The organism is Acidocella aminolytica 101 = DSM 11237 (assembly GCF_900129125.1).
Classification (GTDB): domain Bacteria; phylum Pseudomonadota; class Alphaproteobacteria; order Acetobacterales; family Acetobacteraceae; genus Acidocella; species Acidocella aminolytica.
Genome location: NZ_FQVJ01000052.1, coordinates 1 through 18846, shown reverse-complemented (window position 1 = coordinate 18846; position 18846 = coordinate 1). Strand labels below are relative to the sequence as shown.

The window sequence follows — 18846 nt, the reverse complement described above, 5'->3', positions numbered from 1 at the left end:
CGGAGCGCCCAAATGGCTAATCCGCACACGCGCACCTCAACAAGTGGTAGGCTTCGGGAGCCTTTATAAAAATCAGATTTGTCGCGCGTCGGTTCGATCAGTGCAGTCCATTTCTCAGTCTACCCGCAAGCTGTGTTCTAGCCTTCAGGCGGCGGGGCGGTACGGTTCACCCGTTCTCAGCACGGCCCAGATTATCCGTGCATTCTTGTTGGCGACCGCAACCGTTGCCCGGTTGAAGCCTCGCCGCTCCTGAAGCTTGTTGACCCATTGACTTATGGGGTCGTTCTTATTGGCTGCTACCCGCACGACAGAGCGGGCACCGTGGACGAGCAGGCTGCGTAAATGCTGATCACCTCGTTTTGAGATACCCATCAGAACCTGCCGGTCACCGCTTGAATGCTCCACGGAAGCGGAAAGTCTGCTCTTGAGCAAAGAATGGATGGAGCGGACATGGTCTCAGCCCCTTGAAGCGGCGGTACTGTCTCTATCTTTGGCACCATCAAATTATATGGGCGCGTTGGGAAGCCCGATATTCGCTACACTCCATGTCGTTCCATTGACACTTGGCGCGTAATGTTTTTGATTCGATACCAGCTTAGTGTCACATCCGGGATTAAAATTATTGCCTGCGATAAAAAACTTTGGGTATCTATGGGATCGTGACCGAGTCTTCTGGGGCAAAGGTTCCCAAAATGGGACTTTACTTGGCTATCATTCAAAATTTGGCGAAGTCGACTTTCGAGAGCAGCGCGGCATCTACCTTCTTCATACCACTGACTTGAACATAGTTTATGTCGGGCAAGTAGGCTCAGGTGAGCAGGGAATGTTTGACAGGATCAAGCAACATACAAGAAGCGCCGCACTGTGGAACCGGTGGAAGTATTTTTCTTGGTTTGGATGGCGTGGTACAAATAAGACCGGTAAACGGGATGACCGATTGACGAAGTATTCAGACGGTTCACCGAGTATAAAAGGGACTGCTGAAGAATTTTTGGACGAAATTGAAGCAGTGCTTATTCAAGTTGTCGAACCACGTCTGAATAGGCAAGGACCTAGGTGGAAGGGGACTTTTCGTTTCGACCAGATTGATGATGAGCGGTTGAAGCTTTCTGATCTCCCTACCATCGCGACAAAGCAAGCAGAAATGATGGATATACTCACGAGAATTGAAAAAACTCAACGAAAAAAGTGATGCTGCTCCTTGTCAATCTTGCAGAATCGAGCTCCGGATTCACTGACAGGTTTTGAGCTAAGCTTTTTGAAAAGTAGCCGCGGCCTCGACATGACCGCTAATCCGCAGCTTGATGCCGCTGAGCAGCTCTACCTCGACCGGACCAGGGGACGTTGGTAGCTCCGGCTGTAAGTCATCAGAAACAGCCGCGACCGCCAAGCGCGATACTGGCTCTGGTACAACAGATACCGGCATGAACCCGCTCAGCCCTCCATGCCGGAGTTGCTTGCGCCATGTGTAAAACTGCCCGCTGCTGATGCCGTGGGCATGGCACGTCAATTTTACCGATGAGCCCGGCGCAGTACTCTGCGCCAATATTCGAAGTTTTTCTTCTGTGCTCCAGATCCGGCGCTTACTTACACCCGGAAGAACGTCGTATCCCAACTCCGGAGCGCTCCGGAGTGCGGCTTCTTGGAAAATCTCATCCACCACAATTCAACCTTCATCATCAAAAAATGAGAAAAGGCAGAATTCAAAATATCAAACTAGGTGGCTTGGGGATGACGCTTACCCCGGATGCGCCTTATTGCGGCTTGCCGGCATGGCAGGGAGGGGCTTTGGTTTACTCAAGTTCTGCGTGATGGGGCTAGCCCCGATAAAGCAGCTAAAGGGTGCTGTGTTCAGTTGGGAAAAAGCGAAAGTGGCGAAAAACGCACCGACCACTGCAATAGCGCCAATCCCTATGAGAGCCTTGCGATGCCAACTGACGCGGTTGGCAAGGCCCCGGTAGATGGAGATGAATTGCGAGCTAATCGCCGCATAATCCTTTTCGAGGCGTTGTCGTTGCGACTTGATATCATCATCGATGGCTCCCAACGTCACCCACTGATTAATGATCGCGATAATGAGCAAGGCAAGGAAAACCCAAGCCCCAGCAACGACCGCGACATTAGTCCAGAACTCCACCCCGCATGTCTGACTAGACTTCAGTTGTGAGGCAACAATGATTGTTGCAACCGGAATGCCGAGTAGCTGGCCTTGGATGTCGATCAGCGTCTTATGGATCTTCGCGACGTAATCAGCCTTGGCCGCTTCTACCTCCCCTCGGATCTTAGTGTAAGAGAAGCTTGACGCGAAGAGGCGATAGCCTTGGCGCACGGTCTCGAGTAGAGCATCGAGATTGTCCAAGATGTAAGTGAAGCGCTGGGGACTTGGTCGAGCCTCAACCATCTGAACGATGGCATTTTCGAGAATGGCCAGCTTTTGGTCCTGGTGGACGTCATCCTTGAAGTTTTCAAGCAATGCATCGATCGCCGCCTGGGATATTCGATCCAGTACAGCGACATCGTAGCGCACTGGCACTACCACCTTACCTTCGTGAACGAACACCAGCTCCTGCCGCGTCTGATCAAGGTAGGCGGCAGCTTTGGAGAATAGGGCCACGATCGCGAGAACCTTGCGATAGGCTGCTATGGTGGTGGGCGTCGGGCTGGTCTGAGGTTCGATCCGCCCATCGACGACAAAATAGGCCGCCGGTTCAGTGATCCGCGCTTCCGGCGTCTTCAAGAGGTCATCGACGGAGCGGACCAGTAGCCCGAGGCTTATGCGTGGCGATCCGACGTGCACACGCACTTTCTGCCCGATAGCCAGCGTTGACGGGTCACTTAGCACGGACAGGTTAGCGTCCTCACATGCCGAGTCGTCACTCTCAATAAGTTGTAGGTCGGCGATCTGCTCCACTGTCAACAAGTTGAGTGATCCTTGGTTACCCTGCGGATCGAAATCGATATCCCGATACAGCCCCAGCAACTGCTCGAAGCGCAGCCTAGGCATCTCTCATTAGTTCCTTCCTGAGTTGAGCGGCTAGGTCATCCGGAAGATCCAATAGGGTCAACGTGTTTTCATGCACATCATAACGAACCTTTCCGCCGCTCAGGGCGTCGCGCTCGAACTCCACTGACCATTGAGCCGTCTTCCCCTTGAACTTCACCAGCGAGTTGAGCGCTCTGCGATCAGGAACGAACTGGTCGTTGAGTTTCCGTTCGGGATCGGTCAGCACAGAGAGAAGCGCCTGCGGCTCCCTGGGCGCGAGTTCATTCGCCAGCGATTCGAACTCGATCTCCTCGTGACTGCGAGAGGCGCGGTCGCAAATCGCCTTGGCCCTTCCAAGGAACTCGTCGCGCGCCTCTCCAACCAAACCCTGGTCGTCGGCGTAGTCTTTCAGAGCCTGGACGAGGTCAGTAGTGTCCTGGCGAACCTGGACAGTATTGTCGCACCCCAGAAATGCCATGAAGTACTCCGACACCGCGCCCTTGCCCTTAAGGAAGCCAATGTAGCGCTCTTCATTGGCCGCCCAACCGGTGAGATTGATCCGACCGGCAAACCTGAAACCGTCCATGTCAAGGTGTTGGACGTCCGCAACATCATAGGAGGTCGTAAGGGCCGCACTCAGCTTATCGTTAAGGATTGCCACCAGCAAGAATTGGCGGCTGTCACGGCTGAAGTGTGCGAAAAATACATGCCCGCCCTGGGCAGCATTGCGCAGGCCAGCCTGGTGCTTCAGGGTGCCCATCAACTTGTCGGTTAGGTCCGCGAAATTGGTCCTCTGATCGAGATAGTCGCGCAGATGATTCTCGGTCGGTGCAGCGTCGTCGGCCGTAGAAAACTTGCCATGCGATTTTGAGGCTCTCCGGCTGTACAGCTCATACAACTCATCGACTACCCGCTGTGTGGTAGGCGTCACGGCGAGATGGTCATTGCCGCTCTTCACTCGGAAACCGTCCTCGCCGCGCTCCAAATCATGGATAGCGACATTGATGATCAGATTAGACACGCCCTGCCTGCCCCCGCCACGTTTGGTTATGAGAGCCGAGTCGGCTCCGCCCCTCGCCAGCAGAATTACAGATAAACATGCTCGGCGCCACCACCAGAGAGCACGTGGAGATCTCCCCTAGATTCTGTTGTCTGTTCCTTGTTTGTTCAAATAAGTCACGGCGTCTCCGGTCAGCGCCGATGGGGCAATGTTGGTATCTTGCGCAAGAGGGGATCTCTGCCCGACATGCGTCCAAAAATTTGTTCTATTTTGTGCTTTTTGGGGAACGACCGCTTCCGAGAACACGCGGCCGGAACGGAAACGGTAATAAAGGGCGCTTTAGCTCAGGAGCCCGATAGAACCACGTTCCTGCCCTCTCATGCCACCAGTTGCCTTATGATGGCGTCTAATAATGTAGACAAGGCGGGCCGATTGCTGTCAGTCCGGTTGTAATCGTAATTCTGGGAAAGGCTACAGGACCCCATCAGTCGTCCTTCGTCTAGCCCGCGTGCCCCTCGCAGAACTCGCAGCCGGTATGGTAACTGAACTCCAGATCGCTGCCTCCAATCTGCCGTTCGTTGCACCAACCGCATTGGGGTGCCGAGTCTTCTGAATAGAGGCATTTAGTACAAACAAACGTTTCGTTGTGCTGAACCACGCTTCCATAGCCCGTACACTGTGCGCAGTTAGCCTGCGGTTCACAGTCGCTCGGATCAGAAAACTCCGTATCCAAAGCTTCGCCGAGCTCTTCCGACGTGACCTCGTGCTCGCAGTTTTCACAGGTCATTCCGGAGACATTTTGCGCGTCGATATGTAGTATTTTACCACAGTCATTTGGACAGGGTATTTCGATATAGTTTTCACCCAAGCCGCAGACCTTGCACCGCTTCTCAAAGAATACTTCGGAAATTTCGTTAACAGCTGCTGCATCGAACCCACAGCCGGAACAAGTCGTGAAGACAGTCCCGGAAATTTTCGCAGCTTCGATTTCGGGTTTCAGGCGGTCAAACGCCACTTGCAAGTAAGCGCGAAGCTGTTTCATTCGCCAAGTGACGGATAGGATTTCTTCTTCGAAAACCTCGAATTGGTCATTCCAATCCGAAAGCAGGCGTTCAAGATAGAACCAAGATAGGCACAATTCCTTGACAATCTCCTCTGTGAGCGCGTTGTCAGCCTCTTTCTGCCCTGCCTCGTGAAAGAAATGGATCATACGATTCCGGTGCGCTGCAATCTTGCCAAACTGGTTTACGGCGTCCTGCGGAATGTTCTCACCACAAGCATTCTTCAACCGCTTGATCGCATCGCCCTGCGTCACGGTCTTTGCTTGCCCTGAAAGAAAATCTTCCACCGACACATCTGAAGTGCGTTCCACCACGAGAGTCCAGTGCTCCCGCATCAGCCGCGCCTTCAGTATCAATTCAGCCGCCGTAGCAAAGTGAATCACGGAATACTTCGGGTGAGTCTTGATCTCTTCCACCGACCGCTCGAGGAAATCGAAGGCGCTTTCCGAAAGGTTGCGCAATGCAGTGTTTAATTTCTTCTTTGACACGGTTTTCCGATCAGCCAGCGTAGGATGGGTAGAGCGTAGCGTAACCCATCGCTTTGTGCCAATTTCCGACCGGTTGATGCTCCACCCATCCTACGAACGGCTGCTTTCGGGAAAACCTTCTGTGCTTAGGAACGGCCACTTAGGGCGCATACCGCCTGTCTTATATTTTAGACGGCCAGGATGGGCGCCGTCCGCCGCTTTGGTGAAGAAATTGAGATTAGCCGCCAACTTCAGGCACAGGCCGTACCGGCAGGTGACGACCCTATCCGGCCATAGGGACGCCGCGACGAGAATCCCAATACCGGTCATTCGCTGGCGTCGGCCTGCAACGGCTCTGCGCCCATTGTGGCCGTTCCGGGCCTCTGGCCGGATGCCCGGAAGCGGACACACTCCGGGCATCTCCGAAAGCCCGGATGAGGCGGAGAGGAAAGGGGGGGAGCGGGACGGCCCAAATTAACCCTTAAGTTGTATGCGTGTTGCGAATCATTCCTCTCTACTGTATATTTGGCGCGCCAAATACGACGACAATGGACAGGATCTCAATGCTCTTTCGCCTTCAGATTATCCTTCTCGCGACTACCAATGGCTGTTTGCAAATCATTGCCCCTTAGAATGCCCATGCACATGGCGTCGTAGTTCAATGTATTGGAGCCGGTGAAACCATAGGCGCAACGACTAGCAATGTTTTACCGAATTCACCGTTTGAGGTTTCTAATGGTCAAACGCGCAATTATCCGATCGAACCACAATTAACTCAGGGCAGCACGACCACGACAAAGATGACTTCCCGTGCATTTACAGCCGGCCTTACTGGCAGGCTTACCCTTCAGCCTAAAACGGAAAACACTGCAGTCCTCTCGGGATCAATTGCCTGCACCCATTTTACGGCCGCTCCCGGAGCCGTTTTGAATGGACAACCGACCGAAGGTGCTATTGATGACGTCTTCGTCAACGTGACCTATGGCCAAAGCAGTGACAGAAAAGATCGGGGACTATACTTTTCAGTTCTTGATCGAATAACCGAAACCAAGAGCCAAAAGATTTCTTCCAGTATCATGAGTTTCCCAGAGATAGAAGATTCCCGAGATAGTCAGCTTACGGGAGCCTCCGGCTCTACTCTGCCTGAAATCAATCTACGGATCGGCCTATTGGGGGCACTTCGTGATCCATCGCCGCGACCGCCGAATCCGGTGCTTATGTGACGAGGACCGGTGCGTCGTAGCGGCCGAATCCGCCCGCCAGTTTGCTTGGTCTGGCGCTAAGGTAAACAGAACGCGGCCGCCAGAGGGAGCAGTCGGCGCGTCGGGATGCCGAGGTCGTTCCTGAGCCGTTACGTCAACGAGCGGTACCGCTGAGTTTTCGGAAGTCCGAGGGCAACATGCCATAGGCAACTCGGAATGCCCTACCGAAATGGGTCATATCAGAGAAGCCCCAGCCATAGGCGATCTCAGTAATCGTCCTATGCGCCTGCGCGGGATCCTTCAATGCGTTGTGGCAGCGCGCAAGTCGCCTCGCCAGAATCAGGCGCATGATCGACGTGCCATGTTGGGCAAGCACTGTATTGGCATAGCGTTCACTGATGCCCGCCGCAGCGGCCACAATGGCTGGTTTCAGTGTAGGATCACTCAGACGACCATCAATGGCAGCTCGAATATTCAGGTGCAAAATCGCTCGCGCCGAGGACGGGCGAGATCTCCTTCTGCCGGTCGCGGACAAAAGCGACAGCGCGAGCAGATCGAGCACGTGATTCTGCACAATCTCCTGTCCCGCCAATTCCAACGTATCAACATACGAGGGCAACGCTGTGAGGTATGCAGACAGGATTCCGGTCTGTCCTCCAGCCGGCCCGACCGGCGTACAAACCATGTCCCGCGTCGGCCCAACGCGCGACTCGATAAGCAGGCGTGGGGTTTTCAGGACAAGCATCTCCGCCCCGGCCGAGAATTTGCCGGAATAGGGCATACAAGGATCAAGAAGAGTGATGTGCCCTGGCTCGAGCTTGGTGTCACGGTCGTCCTGCTTCAGCGTGAGCGCACCTGCGAGTTGATGGCAGATAAAAACTTCCTTCGGATTAGCTTGCCTCGCTTGCCTCTTCGTATGGGAGATCGTCATGGGAGAAGTCGCGAACGACACGAGACTTATCTCGCCCAAGCCGCCAGATCGAAGCTCTGCCTGAAAAGTTTGCGGGCAGTCGGCAATAGAGGCGTGATCGATCAGCTTCTCACAAGCGACATCATGCCAATACTCGAAACGGTGGCGGGGATGGACGTCCATAGTCGTAAAGACAGCTTTCATGAGTGTGGTATAAGCCGAGCAAGCCGATTTGTAATGCTGCCTAGGCCGATCTGAGGGCATGTCTGCATGCTAGTTTTCGCGAGCGAAAGAGATTAGTATCAGTGAGAGCCCCTTTTCCTACCACCAGGAATCGTTCGAAGATTGAGGTCTTGCTTTCAGGAGGAAAGCCAGATCTCTCCTCCGTGACCGTCCCGGTTCTGGTCTATCTGACCATGGTGGCAATGTCCGTTATGGCAATAGAGGGCCTACACCTGCCGCTCAGGATGTCGGTGCGGGGCCACCTAGGTTTCGTAATCAAGATCGCCCTGCTCATGGTTGCTATTTCGGCGTTCTACCTGAGCAGAGTGATGCGCCGCCGCGCTGTGGCAGACGAACAGACCATTCACGGGGCGCTATCCGTATGCGCGCGGGCATTGGCGGCGATAGATGAAGGCGTACTTCTGTCCAACGTTTGTGCGCCTGGAATGCCCCTCATCCATGTGAACCCCGCCTTTGAACGGATAACGGGCTATACAGCCAAAGAGGCCATCGGTAAGAACTGCCGTTATCTTCAGGGAGCAGACCGGCTCCAACCACAGGTCGCCCAAATCCGCGCGGCAGTCGAGAATGGCAAAGAAGTGCGTGTAACGCTCCGGAACTATCGCAAGGATGGAAGTCTTTTCTGGAATGATCTGCACCTGATTCCCATCACCGGCGTCGATGGAAAATACCAGTATTCCATGGGAATCATTCGCGACGTCACGGAATACAGGGAGATGCGATCCCGGTTGTCTCAGGTCGAAAACCTCGACCGACTGACGTCGGTGGCTAACAGGTACTTCTTCCAGGACAGGCTTGCCGCTCTTCAGGAAACCACCAAGCCGCACGCGGTGCTCGTCGCCAAGCTGGACATAGCGCGCTTCCACGAGATCAACACCAGCTATGGATATGAGACAGGCGACCTTCTGTTGAAGCAGGTCGCCGAGCGTTTGTTGAAATTCTCCAACAATGCTGCCGTGGATTCGGGCTATTCAGAGGGTGCGGACCTGGTCGGCAGGCTCGCCGCGGATGAGTTTGTACTCGCGGTTCCGCTACCGACCCCTGAAACTGCCGAAAAAATCATGGACCGATTGCGTGACGTCCTGAGGCCGCAATTCGTATTGCCAGGCGCAACCCTCGAAATTCGGTTCGCGTTCGGATTCACGGTAGCAGCATGCAACACAGAACCGACGGCGATCATGCGTCAAGCCGGTATGGCGCTCCAGGAATCCAAACGCTCACGCTTGCGTGAGGTACGCGAATTCAACAGTAAGCTGGCCGTCGTTCTAAGACAGCGCATGCAGCTGACGACCGAACTTCAACAGGCGCTGCGGCATGAAGATTTCACACTCCACTATCAGCCAAAGGTTGACATGACGACGGGAGCGGTTACCGGGGCCGAGGCGCTGCTTCGGTGGTGCCACCCGGTTTTTGGTCTACAATCTCCGGCTCTGTTCGTCCCCATAGCCGAGGAGACCGGACTAATTTTAGATATCGGAGCCTGGGCCTTTAAAGCTGCAGCAAGTTTCGCTGGCCAGCTCAACCGGGAACGCAGAGAGCCTTTGCCTGTTTCCGTGAACGTTTCCCAACTTCAGTTTACTCATAGGGACATGAGCAAATTCGTTAGCGAGGTCTTGCTCGAGATGCACGTTGATCCCAGGACCCTGGTCATCGAACTGACGGAAAGCTTGGTTGCGGATAGTTCTGACGAGTCCCTCACCGTCTTTCGGAGGCTTCGTGAAATGGGAATTGGATTGTCCATCGACGACTTTGGCACTGGCTATTCTGGTCTTCGATACCTGGAGATCTTCCCGATTTCCGAGGTGAAAATCGACCGAAGTTTCGTGCAGGGGTTGGACAGGAGCCGAGCCAAGCGCCTCATTATCGAGAGCGTGGTCAGGCTTGCCGCCGAACTCGACATCGCGGTCGTGGCGGAGGGCATCGAGACCGAAATGCAAAGAAGCAGTTTGCTCGAGCTCGGTTGCCGTTATGGTCAGGGATACCTCTTTGGGCGGCCTGTCTCCGCCGACACGTTTCTGGGCCTTGTCAAACAACAGAGCGTCTAAGCCGTCCAGGAGGTTTGCTCTAGTGCATCGCGCACAGCCCGTTCACGATGGCGGGGCCACCCGGGGACGATTCCAGCCATGGCGATGTGTCTGTTTTATTACATGACCCCGTCAAACCACCCGCGCGCCGGATAATTGTCTGGAAAAAATAAAGCGGTCCCACCACCTCCGCAGATATTGTCGTTATTGCCAAAGGCACCAAAGAGGATTCAATGATGAGCGATCACTCAAATTCTCCCATTTTTCAACCTTTTACTTTAGGACATCTGCAACTGCCCAACCGGGTGGTGATGTGCCCGCTGACCCGCAGCCGATCGAACGATGCAGGCGTACCGCCAGACTTTGCAGCGGATTACTACGCCCAGCGCGCTGATGCGGGATTAATTATAAGTGAGGCGACAAATATTTCCGCCCAGGCGCGCGGCTACGCGCTGACCCCCGGCATTTGGACCCCGGAGCAGGTGGAGAGTTGGACGCGCGTGACCCGGGCGGTACATAAACGCGGCGGCCGGATATTTCTTCAGCTTTGGCACACGGGGCGCATCTCGCACCCGGATTTGCATGGCGGCGCATTGCCGGTGGCGCCCTCCGCGATCAAGCCTTCGGGGCAGGCTTTCACCAATGATGGATTGAAAGAGCACGTAACGCCGCGAGCGCTCGAGACTGATGAGATCCCGGCCATTGTCGAGGATTACCGCCACGCCGCGCAATGCGCCAAAGACGCCGATTTCGATGGCGTGGAGATCCATTCCGCCAATAACTATCTGCTTGAACAGTTCATCCGCGACACCACCAATCAGAGAACTGACCAATATGGCGGCTCCATCGAAAACCGGCTGCGTTTTCCTTTGGATGTTGTGAGAGCGGTAATCGAAGTCTGGGGTGGTGGCCAGCGTGTTGGCATCCGCATTTCTCCAGCGACGACCATGCCGGGCGAGACGTCCTTGGATTCCGACCCAATGGCCACCTACGGAGCCTATGTGGACGCGCTTTCAAAGGCCGGCCTCGTCTATATTCATGACATCGAGGGAACAACCCAACTTTCCCGGGACCCCTCGGGCGTCGATTTTGTTGCGCTGCGTCAGCGTTTCAACGGCGCCTACATCGCCAACAACCAGTACACGCTGAAACTCGCCGAGGAGACGCTTGCCGCCGGCAAGGCGGATCTGTTCAGCTTTGGCCGGCCGTTCATCGCCAACCCCGATCTTGTGAACCGGATGCGGACCGGCGCGCCGCTGGCGGAGGCACCTAAGGAATATTGGTATGGCGGGGGGCGCACCGGGTACTCCGACTGGCCTGGAATGGATGGACCAATTCACATCGAGCGTTGAGGCGCAATCGGTACTACGGAGAGACCCCTCTCTCCGGAATATGCGCTATCGCCCCTGCCAGTCTGCCTCTTCCTTGCTGCCGAAGGCGGCCACGCCACGCAGAAAGTCCTCGCTTCCGTAGCAGGCGCGTATCAGATCGCTGATGTCAGCTCACGATGGCGGTGGTGCCTTTAGTTCCATCAGCGCCATCAACTTATCGAACGGCGATGTGACGGCACGCACTGTCCGCGTCGCGACCTTGGTGTAGAGTGCTGTGTTCTCGAGCTTGGTATGGCCGAGCAACACCTGGATGACACGGATGTTGAGGCCATCCTCAAGCAGATGCGTGGCAAAGCTGTGCCGCAGCGTATGCGGGCTGACGGGCTTGTTGATCTGCGCGGCCTTGGCAGCGGCTTCAACGACCCGGCTCATTGCCGCGTGCAGATCGGCTTGTCGCTGGTCTGCCCTGGAAACAGCCAGCCATTTGGCAGCATGGCGTTGCGGTCGCGCCCACCGTTGCCCTGCTCGACCCGGATGAGCTGTCAAACGGCATTCAAACGCCCTCCCCGATCGGCGCCCAAAAAGGATCCCTCAGCGGCATGGTGTTGCTTGTCTAGGTAGCGACAGGAGGGCCCCGCTCGCCCGCGTAGCGCTTTTTTGCGCGCCTTCGGACAACCGCCGCAAGTGCTCCGGCGCAACGCGCGGCTGGAGGCGATCGACTATCAGGACACGTCGGGGCAGCCGCTGCGCCCATCGGCGCGACGTGATTGTGAATAGACCGTTGATAATGTCCGCTGTCCGCGACTTTTCATTCCATAGCGGACGGGCAAGTTTCGGCCCAACCCCACCAGAAAGAGAATGTCCGGTATCTGCTTCCGCTGGCCGTGAGCTGACTGGCAGAAATCCCCCCAAGCCGGTCGACCCGTAGTGCGACCACGAGTGTCGCATTTGGAGCATGCCCTCATACGGGCTGGACGACCGGGAAGAGCGCATACCTTCCGTCTCATATTTTGAGACGGCCTGGATAGCACACGGCCTGGCCGTTTTGGGGCAGAAAATAAAATTAACGGCGAGCGGCACGCGCTGGTCGCACTAGCAGGAGGCGACCCATGCCACCGTCAAGTCGCCAAACATTCGGCTCCCGCTATGTTTTGTAGCATCAGCCGCTAATTTCAATCCCAGGTTTAACGAGGCTTTCCAAGCTTATAAAAGCTGTGATGGCCGTAGAGATAACAACTATCTCGAGCAATAATGGTAACTTTTTCAGAGATTCAATAAAAATCTACCATTTAGCTTTTGAAGTTTTCAGCAGTCTAGCGCCTGATGAACCGCCCAGCCGTTTGTGCGATACGAACGCCATAGAGGCGCGCGGTTTCCAAATCACCTTCCGACATTTCAGCCGGGTTGGCATCGGCGTCTGACTGCGCCATTGGCGCCAGGTACGACCCCATCCTGTTCACATCGTCCCGCTTGGCGGCTTTGGTGTTCGCGGGCTTGAGCGCCATGGACACCCATAAACCGCCATGTTGTCCGGTTAGCAGTACAAAATATTGCAACGTATTTAGCTTGTCCCCGTTCAAGCTTGCGCTGTTCGTGAAACCACCAAAGAGTTTATCCTGCCATTTGGCTTCAAACCACGCCCGCGACGAAGCGTCCGCGAATTTTTTAAACTGCCAGCTAGGACCACCCATATAGGTTGGTGATCCAAAAATAATGGCATCAGCCGCGTCTAGCACTGCCCATTGCTCATCTGAAAGATTACCCTCGGCATCGATTGCCAACAGCTCGGCGCCTGAACCTTGGGCGACTGCTTCGGCCATGCGTTTTGTATGACCGTATCCAGAATGATAGACGACCGCGATATTAGTTTCAGCACTAGACATTGCGAATTATCCTTCAATAAAAAAGGGTTCAGGCGTGATGTGAAATGCCCGCCGACACAAGCAGGAATAAGAACAGAAGCGGTGCAGGCAGGTGCCCATAAGCCTTTTGCCGGAGAATGGCGGCGAGCGCGGCAATCATGATGCAGGCCCCAAGGGCGACCCCGTAGGCACGGCTTGCATGGATGAGCAGCAAAAGCGCTGTAGCGAGTTCTAGTGCGCCAGTGATCCAGCACCACCATGCGGGAAAGCCAAGATCCGTGAAGCTGTCGCGAATTTTGGAAACACCAGTGGCGTTAACGATGCCGCCCGCAAAAAACGCGGCGGCGGCGAGCCAGATCCAAACGGTTTCGCTCTGCAAAATGAGAAGAAGGCTAAGCATGGGGGAACTCCCGTGAGCATGGCGGTTTCGCGAACCGTCTCGTAGCTATATAATCTAGCAGTGGTAGATTATCAATCGATTCTAGATTTTATTTTCCGTTTTGATACGATGCTTCCGAATGGAGTTGGGACGTTCGATTTGGGCATCACAGAACGCAAGCGCCGCGAACGGGCGGAGCGGGAAATCCTCATTGTCGACACCGCGCGCAGAATCGCCGAAGAAGAAGGTTGGGCCGCCGTCACAATTCGCCGTCTTGCCCAAGACATTGAATATAGCCAACCGGTCATCTATTCTCATTTTGCAAGCAGGGACGCGATTGTCGGTGCGGTGGCAATTGAGGGGTTCGGCGAGTTGGCAGCGGCGTTACGTGGCGCGGCCCATTCAGCGTCCAGCCCCAAAAATGCGTTGGCAGCGGTTGCTGAGACTTTCCTCGATGTGGCTTTTGACCGACCAGCCATATACGAGGCTATGTTTGTCCTACCCAGTGGCCTGCGCTTTGCCAAATCGGATACGCCCCCTCAATTACGCGACACATTTGACGCGCTGGCAGCGGTTATCACCCCATTCTGCCAGGATGTAGAGGTTGCCACCGAAACATTCTGGGCCAGCCTACACGGTCTGGCAGAGCTTGAACGTCATGGACGAATCAGACCGGCCTTTCGCGCTCAGCGCTTAGCCCGCATCGTTCAGATGGTATGTGCACAAGCTCCGAAGTAACAAAGCTGAGGCTGCGTTAGCCAATTCTTCGACTGACATCGGATAGCGCACTTTCTTCCCAACCCAGTTGATCAGCGGAGCGGCCACCGGTGTTGGCGCTAAAGCATGCCCTCTTGAGGGCTGGGCGACTGGTTTGGGCGCTGAGCGGAAGGCGGGGGGGGGGAACAAGAAAGGTCAAGTTCGTCGTAAGAAAAGCAGCTGTCAATGGCTCAGGATTTTGCCGCTTTTTGATCGAAACTCTGCCGTGCCTGTTCAACACGGTCAAGGTTATTCGACGCCCATATCCACACGCCGCAGAACGCAGCCCCCAGGCTCATCCCCAACTCAGTGAGCCGATACTCCACCTTGGGCGGCACGACGGGATGCACGGTTCTTATGACCAGCCCGTCACGCTCCATTTGACGAAGCGTCTGTGTAAGCATTTTCTGGCTGATCCCCCCAGCCAGTTCACCGAGGCGCGTGAATCGCATCTCACCTTTCTCGGCAAGTATATCGAGAACGATCATCGTCCATTTATCCGCGACCCGGCCGATAAGCTCGTTGACGAGGTTTTCGATTCTCGGATCGATGTTTTCTGGCGGGGTTTGCGCGATATGGTTTTGCGCCGCCGCTATCTCATTTGCCGTAAACTTCCGCATATTCACTTTCCAAAAAGTAAGTATAGAACTTTTAAGTGCCTACTTTCTGGTGGAGAGTAAAGGTCCTATCTCCCGTTCACCAACCAGGAGAAGTAGGATGAACGTCAAGGACAACACAATTTTGATCACGGGGGGCGCTTCGGGCATTGGCCGTGGTCTTGCGGAAGCCTTTCACAACCTCGGTAATCTAGTGATTATCTCCGGGCGTCGACAGGAGGCGCTGGATGAAGTTACCGCCGCTAATCCCGGCATGCAGTCACTGCGGTTGGACATTGCCGATCCGGCAGACGTCACGGATTTCGCCGAAAAGATTACGGCATTCTACCCAAAGCTGAACGTTCTTATCAACAACGCGGGTATCATGCAGTCCGAGGATTTGGCCAAGGCGCCGGACTATCTTGATATTGCTGAGAAGACCATTGCCACAAACCTTCTAGGGCCGATCCGCCTGACCGCGGCCTTGCTGCCGCATTTGCAGGCACAGCGGCACGCCGCAGTTCTGACTGTTTCATCTGGCTTGGCCTTCGTGCCGATGGCGGCAGCACCTACTTATTGCGCAACCAAGGCGGCAATCCATTCTTATTCTATGGCGCTGCGGCGTCAACTCCGCGATACATCCGTTCAGGTGATCGAGATAGTACCGCCTTATGTGCAGACCGAACTGCAGGGCGCGCGTCAGGCTAACGACCCGGCCGCGATGCCGTTGAACGATTTTATTACCGAGGTGATGCAGTTGCTGTCCGGCGATGGGGCGATCAATGAAGTGGTCGTGGAGCGTTGTGCACCGCTTCGGTTCGCAGCTGAAAATGGCAGGCTGGATATCATGTTCCAGACCATCAACGCGGCACCCCATTAGCGTAACATGTGGCCAGGTTGGGTTGAACGACTCAACCGGCCAATCAAATGCTCGCATAGATTTATTTTGAATTGCGCACGAAGGGCGTCGCAACAAACTAAGCAGGTATTGAAAGATGTTCGCATCTGAGATGCTAGTAAGCACGAAAGAAAGACGGCCTTGGCGCTCTCCCACCAATCGTCTGGGCCAACGAATGACAAACCCGAGCGTTCGCTTTACCACGCCCTGTGGTCGGATAAGCAGTTCTCCCCGCCCTCTTTTTTGAGACGGTTTTATCGCGCCTTGGAGCCAGACTGACGCCCTGGTTGATGGAAGCGGACGATTGAGTATTCAGCCGGTTCATCAATAGACAGACCAATACCTCAGAGCTTCCGCTGCCGCGCATGTCAGGTCCGTTGAACTTTGAGGCTTGATCTCAGCACCCGGTCTGACGGTGGCCGGCGTTATCGTGCAACGCGCCAACAACGGGCCCGTACGGAGGATGGTTACTGCAGGCCAATGCGTAAAGCCCGCCTTTTGCGTCATCCTGCCTTTATTATAGTGACCACCTATTATAGTGACCACCGCGGCCAGCCAACCAAGAGACGTGCCTTTTAATCCGATAGGCGACAGAACTCTCCCCGCAAATACGCCAACTGGCGGATCGGGATCGCGCGCTGTTTTGCCCAATGGCCGCACTTTGGGATGTAAGCCCCCTCTCGCGGCACCAATCCATTATTACCAGAAGGGACGCGAACCGGTTCACCACGGGTGCCATGGCCTGTCGGCGTCATTTCCCTATTTCCACCGATTTCAAAGCCGTGTTATGATTATGGTGGAGCCGTACGCGCGGCTCTGGGGCGTAGAAACCCCTCGACAAACGGTTTTGTACCCACCGTCAGGGTACTGGAATCCTTTTGACCAGTTGGTCGGGGAGCTGTGGGCGCATGTCCAGGTTCTTCGAGCTAAAGGTCCATGGGACCGTTTTGTCGCGGTTTTTCTACCTCCCCGATCAGGGTTCATGGATTTAGCTGTCAGCGGGGGCGTACCGCAGACGAGCTATCTCGGGAGGCCGCACGATGCCAGCCATCACTTCCAGCAAGCTCCGATGATTCACGCTCGGTCGCGCTAAGCACCGCGTCCGCCATGTTCAGCCTACTCTGACCGCTTTGGTCAGGTATGCGGGCTTTTCCATAAGTACGATCAAACCGACTTCGTGATGATTCACGTCGTTGAAGGCGTTCGCCCTGATGTCAGGCGAGACGTTGGAGATAAACCATGACCAAGCCGGCGCTTGCGCTAACTTCTCCTCACGCTTCGAGCGAGATGGATCACTTATATATATGGGAACAACGCACCGACCATTGCTTCATTTGCGTTGGTGAGGCTGAGGTCAGCCGTCCCAGTGATGGCCGTCCCTGGGTTGCGATGGTCCCCCTTATTATGGACGGCGCCGCGCCAACGGCCTGGGGCCTGATGCTCAATCCTTCCGGGGAGGGAGTCAGAGAATTCTCCTCGGCCGAAGACGCCAAAGCCGCGGCGGAACAATATCTGACCGCCTATCGTCAATATTATCGGTCCGGCGCACAGACCGGCTCAGATCCTGCCACGGGCAAGAGCTGGATCGCCGGCAGCCAAATCAACGGCGACTGACAGCCCATTGGAATCTTGCCATGACCCAAGACCCCTTCCATTTCCTGTTCAATAACCGCCCACCCTCCCCGGCTAAACCAGAACGGGAGTGTCGGTCCGCCCCTCACACGAATGGCCTCGCCCCGGCTGCTTCCCAATTGGGACAAAGTCAACGCGTCATCCTCAGTGGCCAACTCGTCTACGCTGACACAGAACTGCGGCAAATTGACTGCGTCGTCCTGGAATTACGCCCGGGCGGCGCGATCATCGAGATGACGCAGCCCGCAAACCTCCCCGACTATTTGTTTTTCCGCATCGGTGATACGCCCATCCGCCCGGTGCTGCGCATCCATACTCAAGGCAACAGCATTGAGCTTGAATATGCCGATTAAAAGCGACCGCCCCTATCAACCAATGGAAGCCATTGTCATTGGCAACCATAACTTCCCACGCCACCTGATTGGACCGCTCCCGGAAAGGCCCCACCTAAACCTTAGGATCGCGAAGGCTGTCCTATGCGCTCATGTGCCAGGACCGTGGCGCCGCTACAGACAGCATCGCAACCACATAAGATGTCCCGCCCATAGTGCCGCCGAAACCCCGGGCTCCTTTATTTTCCTGCAGCCTGTGGCGGTTTGCCGGGATCGTAGGTCAAGCCGCCATTCTCCCAAAAGATCACGCCCTTCGCTTCCAGGGCGGATTTTATGGCGTTGAGATTAGCCGTTGTCGCTGCCGGCACCCCATCAGAATCCTCAGCTCGTAAAACCGTAGTTCGTCCCACCCCAGCCAATTCCGCCAATTCCTTTGCCGTCAGGCGCGTAAAAGCGCGGCCAGCACGAATTTGAGCACCAGTTATCAAATTCAAATGAGATCGGTCTGCGAAAAACATAAAAACTCAGATAACACATAATTTTTTTCATCGTTAGTACGATTTATCTTGCATCATACGACTTTAAGTCTTATATGATCTCCGTGGAAAGCAATTTTGCTTCATAAAGCGGCTGGACGAAGTGCTGCAACACTTTGCCCAGCCTGGCCCATCACATTTTTTGGAGATTTCAAATGCGAGAGGTTACCCCCGTTATGCCGTCTGCTGATCGTCCCCGCCAGTCCATTCCGGCCGGGCCATTCCGTACGCCGGTCCGTGACACCCCACCATTGCCAGAGCTGCTCCCCGCCGGCAGCCTGCCCAAAGGCGATCCAGCCCGGGCCATCATGACCGGCCAGGCCGGCGTCAATCTGGTGCAATCCTGCTTTTTAAATTGGGGGCTGCCCGCCCACACCGCCATGGAGGGGATGTCCTATGACATCATTGTCGATACCCCACGGCTGGGTTTGCTGCGCGTCCAGGTCAAAACCATGAGCCGCCCCCGCAATGAGTTTTGGAGCTTTGCCCTGAAGCGCGGCTTCTACCGCTCCCGCAAAGGCATGTTCAATTATCGCAAGGATGATTTCGATCTCGCCGCCTTTGTCTGCCTGTCGCTGAACCGGCTGTTTTTTGTTAGCAGCCCCATTTCCAAAATCAGCGTGCCAACAAGCGC

At 55.3% G+C, this 18846-nt stretch carries 18 protein-coding genes and 2 pseudogenes; 9 read left to right on the top strand and 11 right to left on the bottom strand.

What is annotated here, in order from left to right; genetic code table 11:
• Nucleotides 1-144 precede the first annotated feature (144 nt).
• Nucleotides 145-402 (bottom strand): annotated as a pseudogene (locus tag BUB54_RS17985) (transposase); the annotation flags it as partial.
• A 196-nt stretch (nt 403-598) separates the two neighbouring features.
• Between BUB54_RS17985 and BUB54_RS17980 the strand changes: the two are divergent.
• Nucleotides 599-1192, top strand: a complete 594-nt coding sequence (locus BUB54_RS17980) for a hypothetical protein (RefSeq protein WP_175556547.1) — start codon at nt 599-601, stop codon at nt 1190-1192.
• 57 nt (nt 1193-1249) lie between these two features.
• Here the strand turns inward: BUB54_RS17980 and BUB54_RS17975 are convergent, their stop codons facing one another.
• From BUB54_RS17975 to BUB54_RS17955, 5 genes are all read right to left on the bottom strand, one after another.
• Entirely contained in the window at nt 1250-1660 is a 411-nt protein-coding gene (locus BUB54_RS17975) for a transposase (protein ID WP_158320199.1), read from the bottom strand.
• Between the two features lie 78 nt (nt 1661-1738).
• Nucleotides 1739-3004 carry a hypothetical protein gene (locus BUB54_RS17970; RefSeq protein ID WP_048880548.1) on the bottom strand — a complete coding sequence of 422 codons (1266 nt, stop codon included), beginning with the start codon at nt 3002-3004 and terminating at the stop codon, nt 1739-1741.
• Entirely contained in the window at nt 2997-4004 is a 1008-nt protein-coding gene (locus BUB54_RS17965; protein WP_048880549.1) for a nucleoid-associated protein, read from the bottom strand. The genes BUB54_RS17970 and BUB54_RS17965 overlap by 8 nt, the downstream gene beginning before the upstream one ends.
• Before the next feature lie 478 nt (nt 4005-4482).
• A complete protein-coding gene (locus BUB54_RS17960; protein ID WP_139284982.1) occupies nt 4483-5532 on the bottom strand; it encodes a hypothetical protein in 1050 nt (349 codons plus the stop codon).
• 1335 nt (nt 5533-6867) lie between these two features.
• Entirely contained in the window at nt 6868-7827 is a 960-nt protein-coding gene (locus BUB54_RS17955; protein ID WP_073211987.1) for an AraC-like ligand-binding domain-containing protein, read from the bottom strand.
• A 182-nt stretch (nt 7828-8009) separates the two neighbouring features.
• Between BUB54_RS17955 and BUB54_RS17950 the strand changes: the two genes are divergently transcribed.
• On the top strand, nt 8010-9911 hold the full coding sequence (locus BUB54_RS17950; RefSeq protein ID WP_048879934.1) for a putative bifunctional diguanylate cyclase/phosphodiesterase: 1902 nt from the start codon (nt 8010-8012) through the stop codon (nt 9909-9911).
• Between the two features lie 212 nt (nt 9912-10123).
• Entirely contained in the window at nt 10124-11242 is a 1119-nt protein-coding gene (locus tag BUB54_RS17945; protein WP_241869441.1) for an alkene reductase, read from the top strand.
• A 150-nt stretch (nt 11243-11392) separates the two neighbouring features.
• Here the strand turns inward: BUB54_RS17945 and BUB54_RS17940 are convergent, their stop codons facing one another.
• Nucleotides 11393-11653: a tyrosine-type recombinase/integrase gene (locus BUB54_RS17940; RefSeq protein WP_048879933.1), complete on the bottom strand. Its 261-nt coding sequence runs from the start codon at nt 11651-11653 to the stop codon at nt 11393-11395.
• Between BUB54_RS17940 and BUB54_RS21655 the strand changes: the two genes are divergently transcribed.
• Nucleotides 11653-11838 carry a hypothetical protein gene (locus BUB54_RS21655; RefSeq protein ID WP_048879932.1) on the top strand — a complete coding sequence of 62 codons (186 nt, stop codon included), beginning with the start codon at nt 11653-11655 and terminating at the stop codon, nt 11836-11838. The genes BUB54_RS17940 and BUB54_RS21655 overlap by 1 nt on opposite strands.
• 696 nt (nt 11839-12534) lie before the next feature.
• Here BUB54_RS21655 and BUB54_RS17935 read toward each other — a convergent pair.
• Entirely contained in the window at nt 12535-13104 is a 570-nt protein-coding gene (locus BUB54_RS17935) for a flavodoxin family protein (protein ID WP_048879931.1), read from the bottom strand.
• A gap of 28 nt (nt 13105-13132) precedes the next feature.
• Nucleotides 13133-13483 (bottom strand): DoxX family protein, encoded by a 351-nt coding sequence (locus BUB54_RS17930; protein WP_048879930.1) that lies wholly within the window; start codon nt 13481-13483, stop codon nt 13133-13135.
• Nucleotides 13484-13543: 60 nt separating this feature from the next.
• Here BUB54_RS17930 and BUB54_RS17925 point away from each other — a divergent pair, with 60 nt between their 5' ends.
• On the top strand, nt 13544-14200 hold the full coding sequence (locus BUB54_RS17925) for a TetR/AcrR family transcriptional regulator (RefSeq protein ID WP_199444734.1): 657 nt from the start codon (nt 13544-13546) through the stop codon (nt 14198-14200).
• 209 nt (nt 14201-14409) lie between these two features.
• Here the strand turns inward: BUB54_RS17925 and BUB54_RS17920 are convergent, their stop codons facing one another.
• Nucleotides 14410-14838 (bottom strand): winged helix-turn-helix transcriptional regulator, encoded by a 429-nt coding sequence (locus tag BUB54_RS17920; protein WP_048879928.1) that lies wholly within the window; start codon nt 14836-14838, stop codon nt 14410-14412.
• A gap of 97 nt (nt 14839-14935) precedes the next feature.
• Here BUB54_RS17920 and BUB54_RS17915 point away from each other — a divergent pair, with 97 nt between their 5' ends.
• From BUB54_RS17915 to BUB54_RS17905, 3 genes are all read left to right on the top strand, one after another.
• Complete coding sequence (locus tag BUB54_RS17915) at nt 14936-15694, top strand: SDR family oxidoreductase (protein WP_048879927.1); 759 nt, start codon at nt 14936-14938, stop codon at nt 15692-15694.
• A gap of 1257 nt (nt 15695-16951) precedes the next feature.
• Entirely contained in the window at nt 16952-17326 is a 375-nt protein-coding gene (locus BUB54_RS17910) for a hypothetical protein (RefSeq protein WP_073211985.1), read from the top strand.
• A 20-nt stretch (nt 17327-17346) separates the two neighbouring features.
• Nucleotides 17347-17697, top strand: coding sequence for a hypothetical protein (locus tag BUB54_RS17905; protein ID WP_073211984.1), 351 nt, complete (start codon nt 17347-17349; stop codon nt 17695-17697).
• Nucleotides 17698-17915: 218 nt separating this feature from the next.
• Here the strand turns inward: BUB54_RS17905 and BUB54_RS17900 are convergent, their stop codons facing one another.
• Nucleotides 17916-18194, bottom strand: a complete 279-nt coding sequence (locus tag BUB54_RS17900; protein WP_048880664.1) for a helix-turn-helix domain-containing protein — start codon at nt 18192-18194, stop codon at nt 17916-17918.
• A 173-nt stretch (nt 18195-18367) separates the two neighbouring features.
• On the opposite strand from BUB54_RS17900, the pseudogene BUB54_RS17895 reads away from it, so the two are divergent.
• Nucleotides 18368-18846 (top strand): annotated as a pseudogene (locus BUB54_RS17895) (hypothetical protein); the annotation flags it as partial.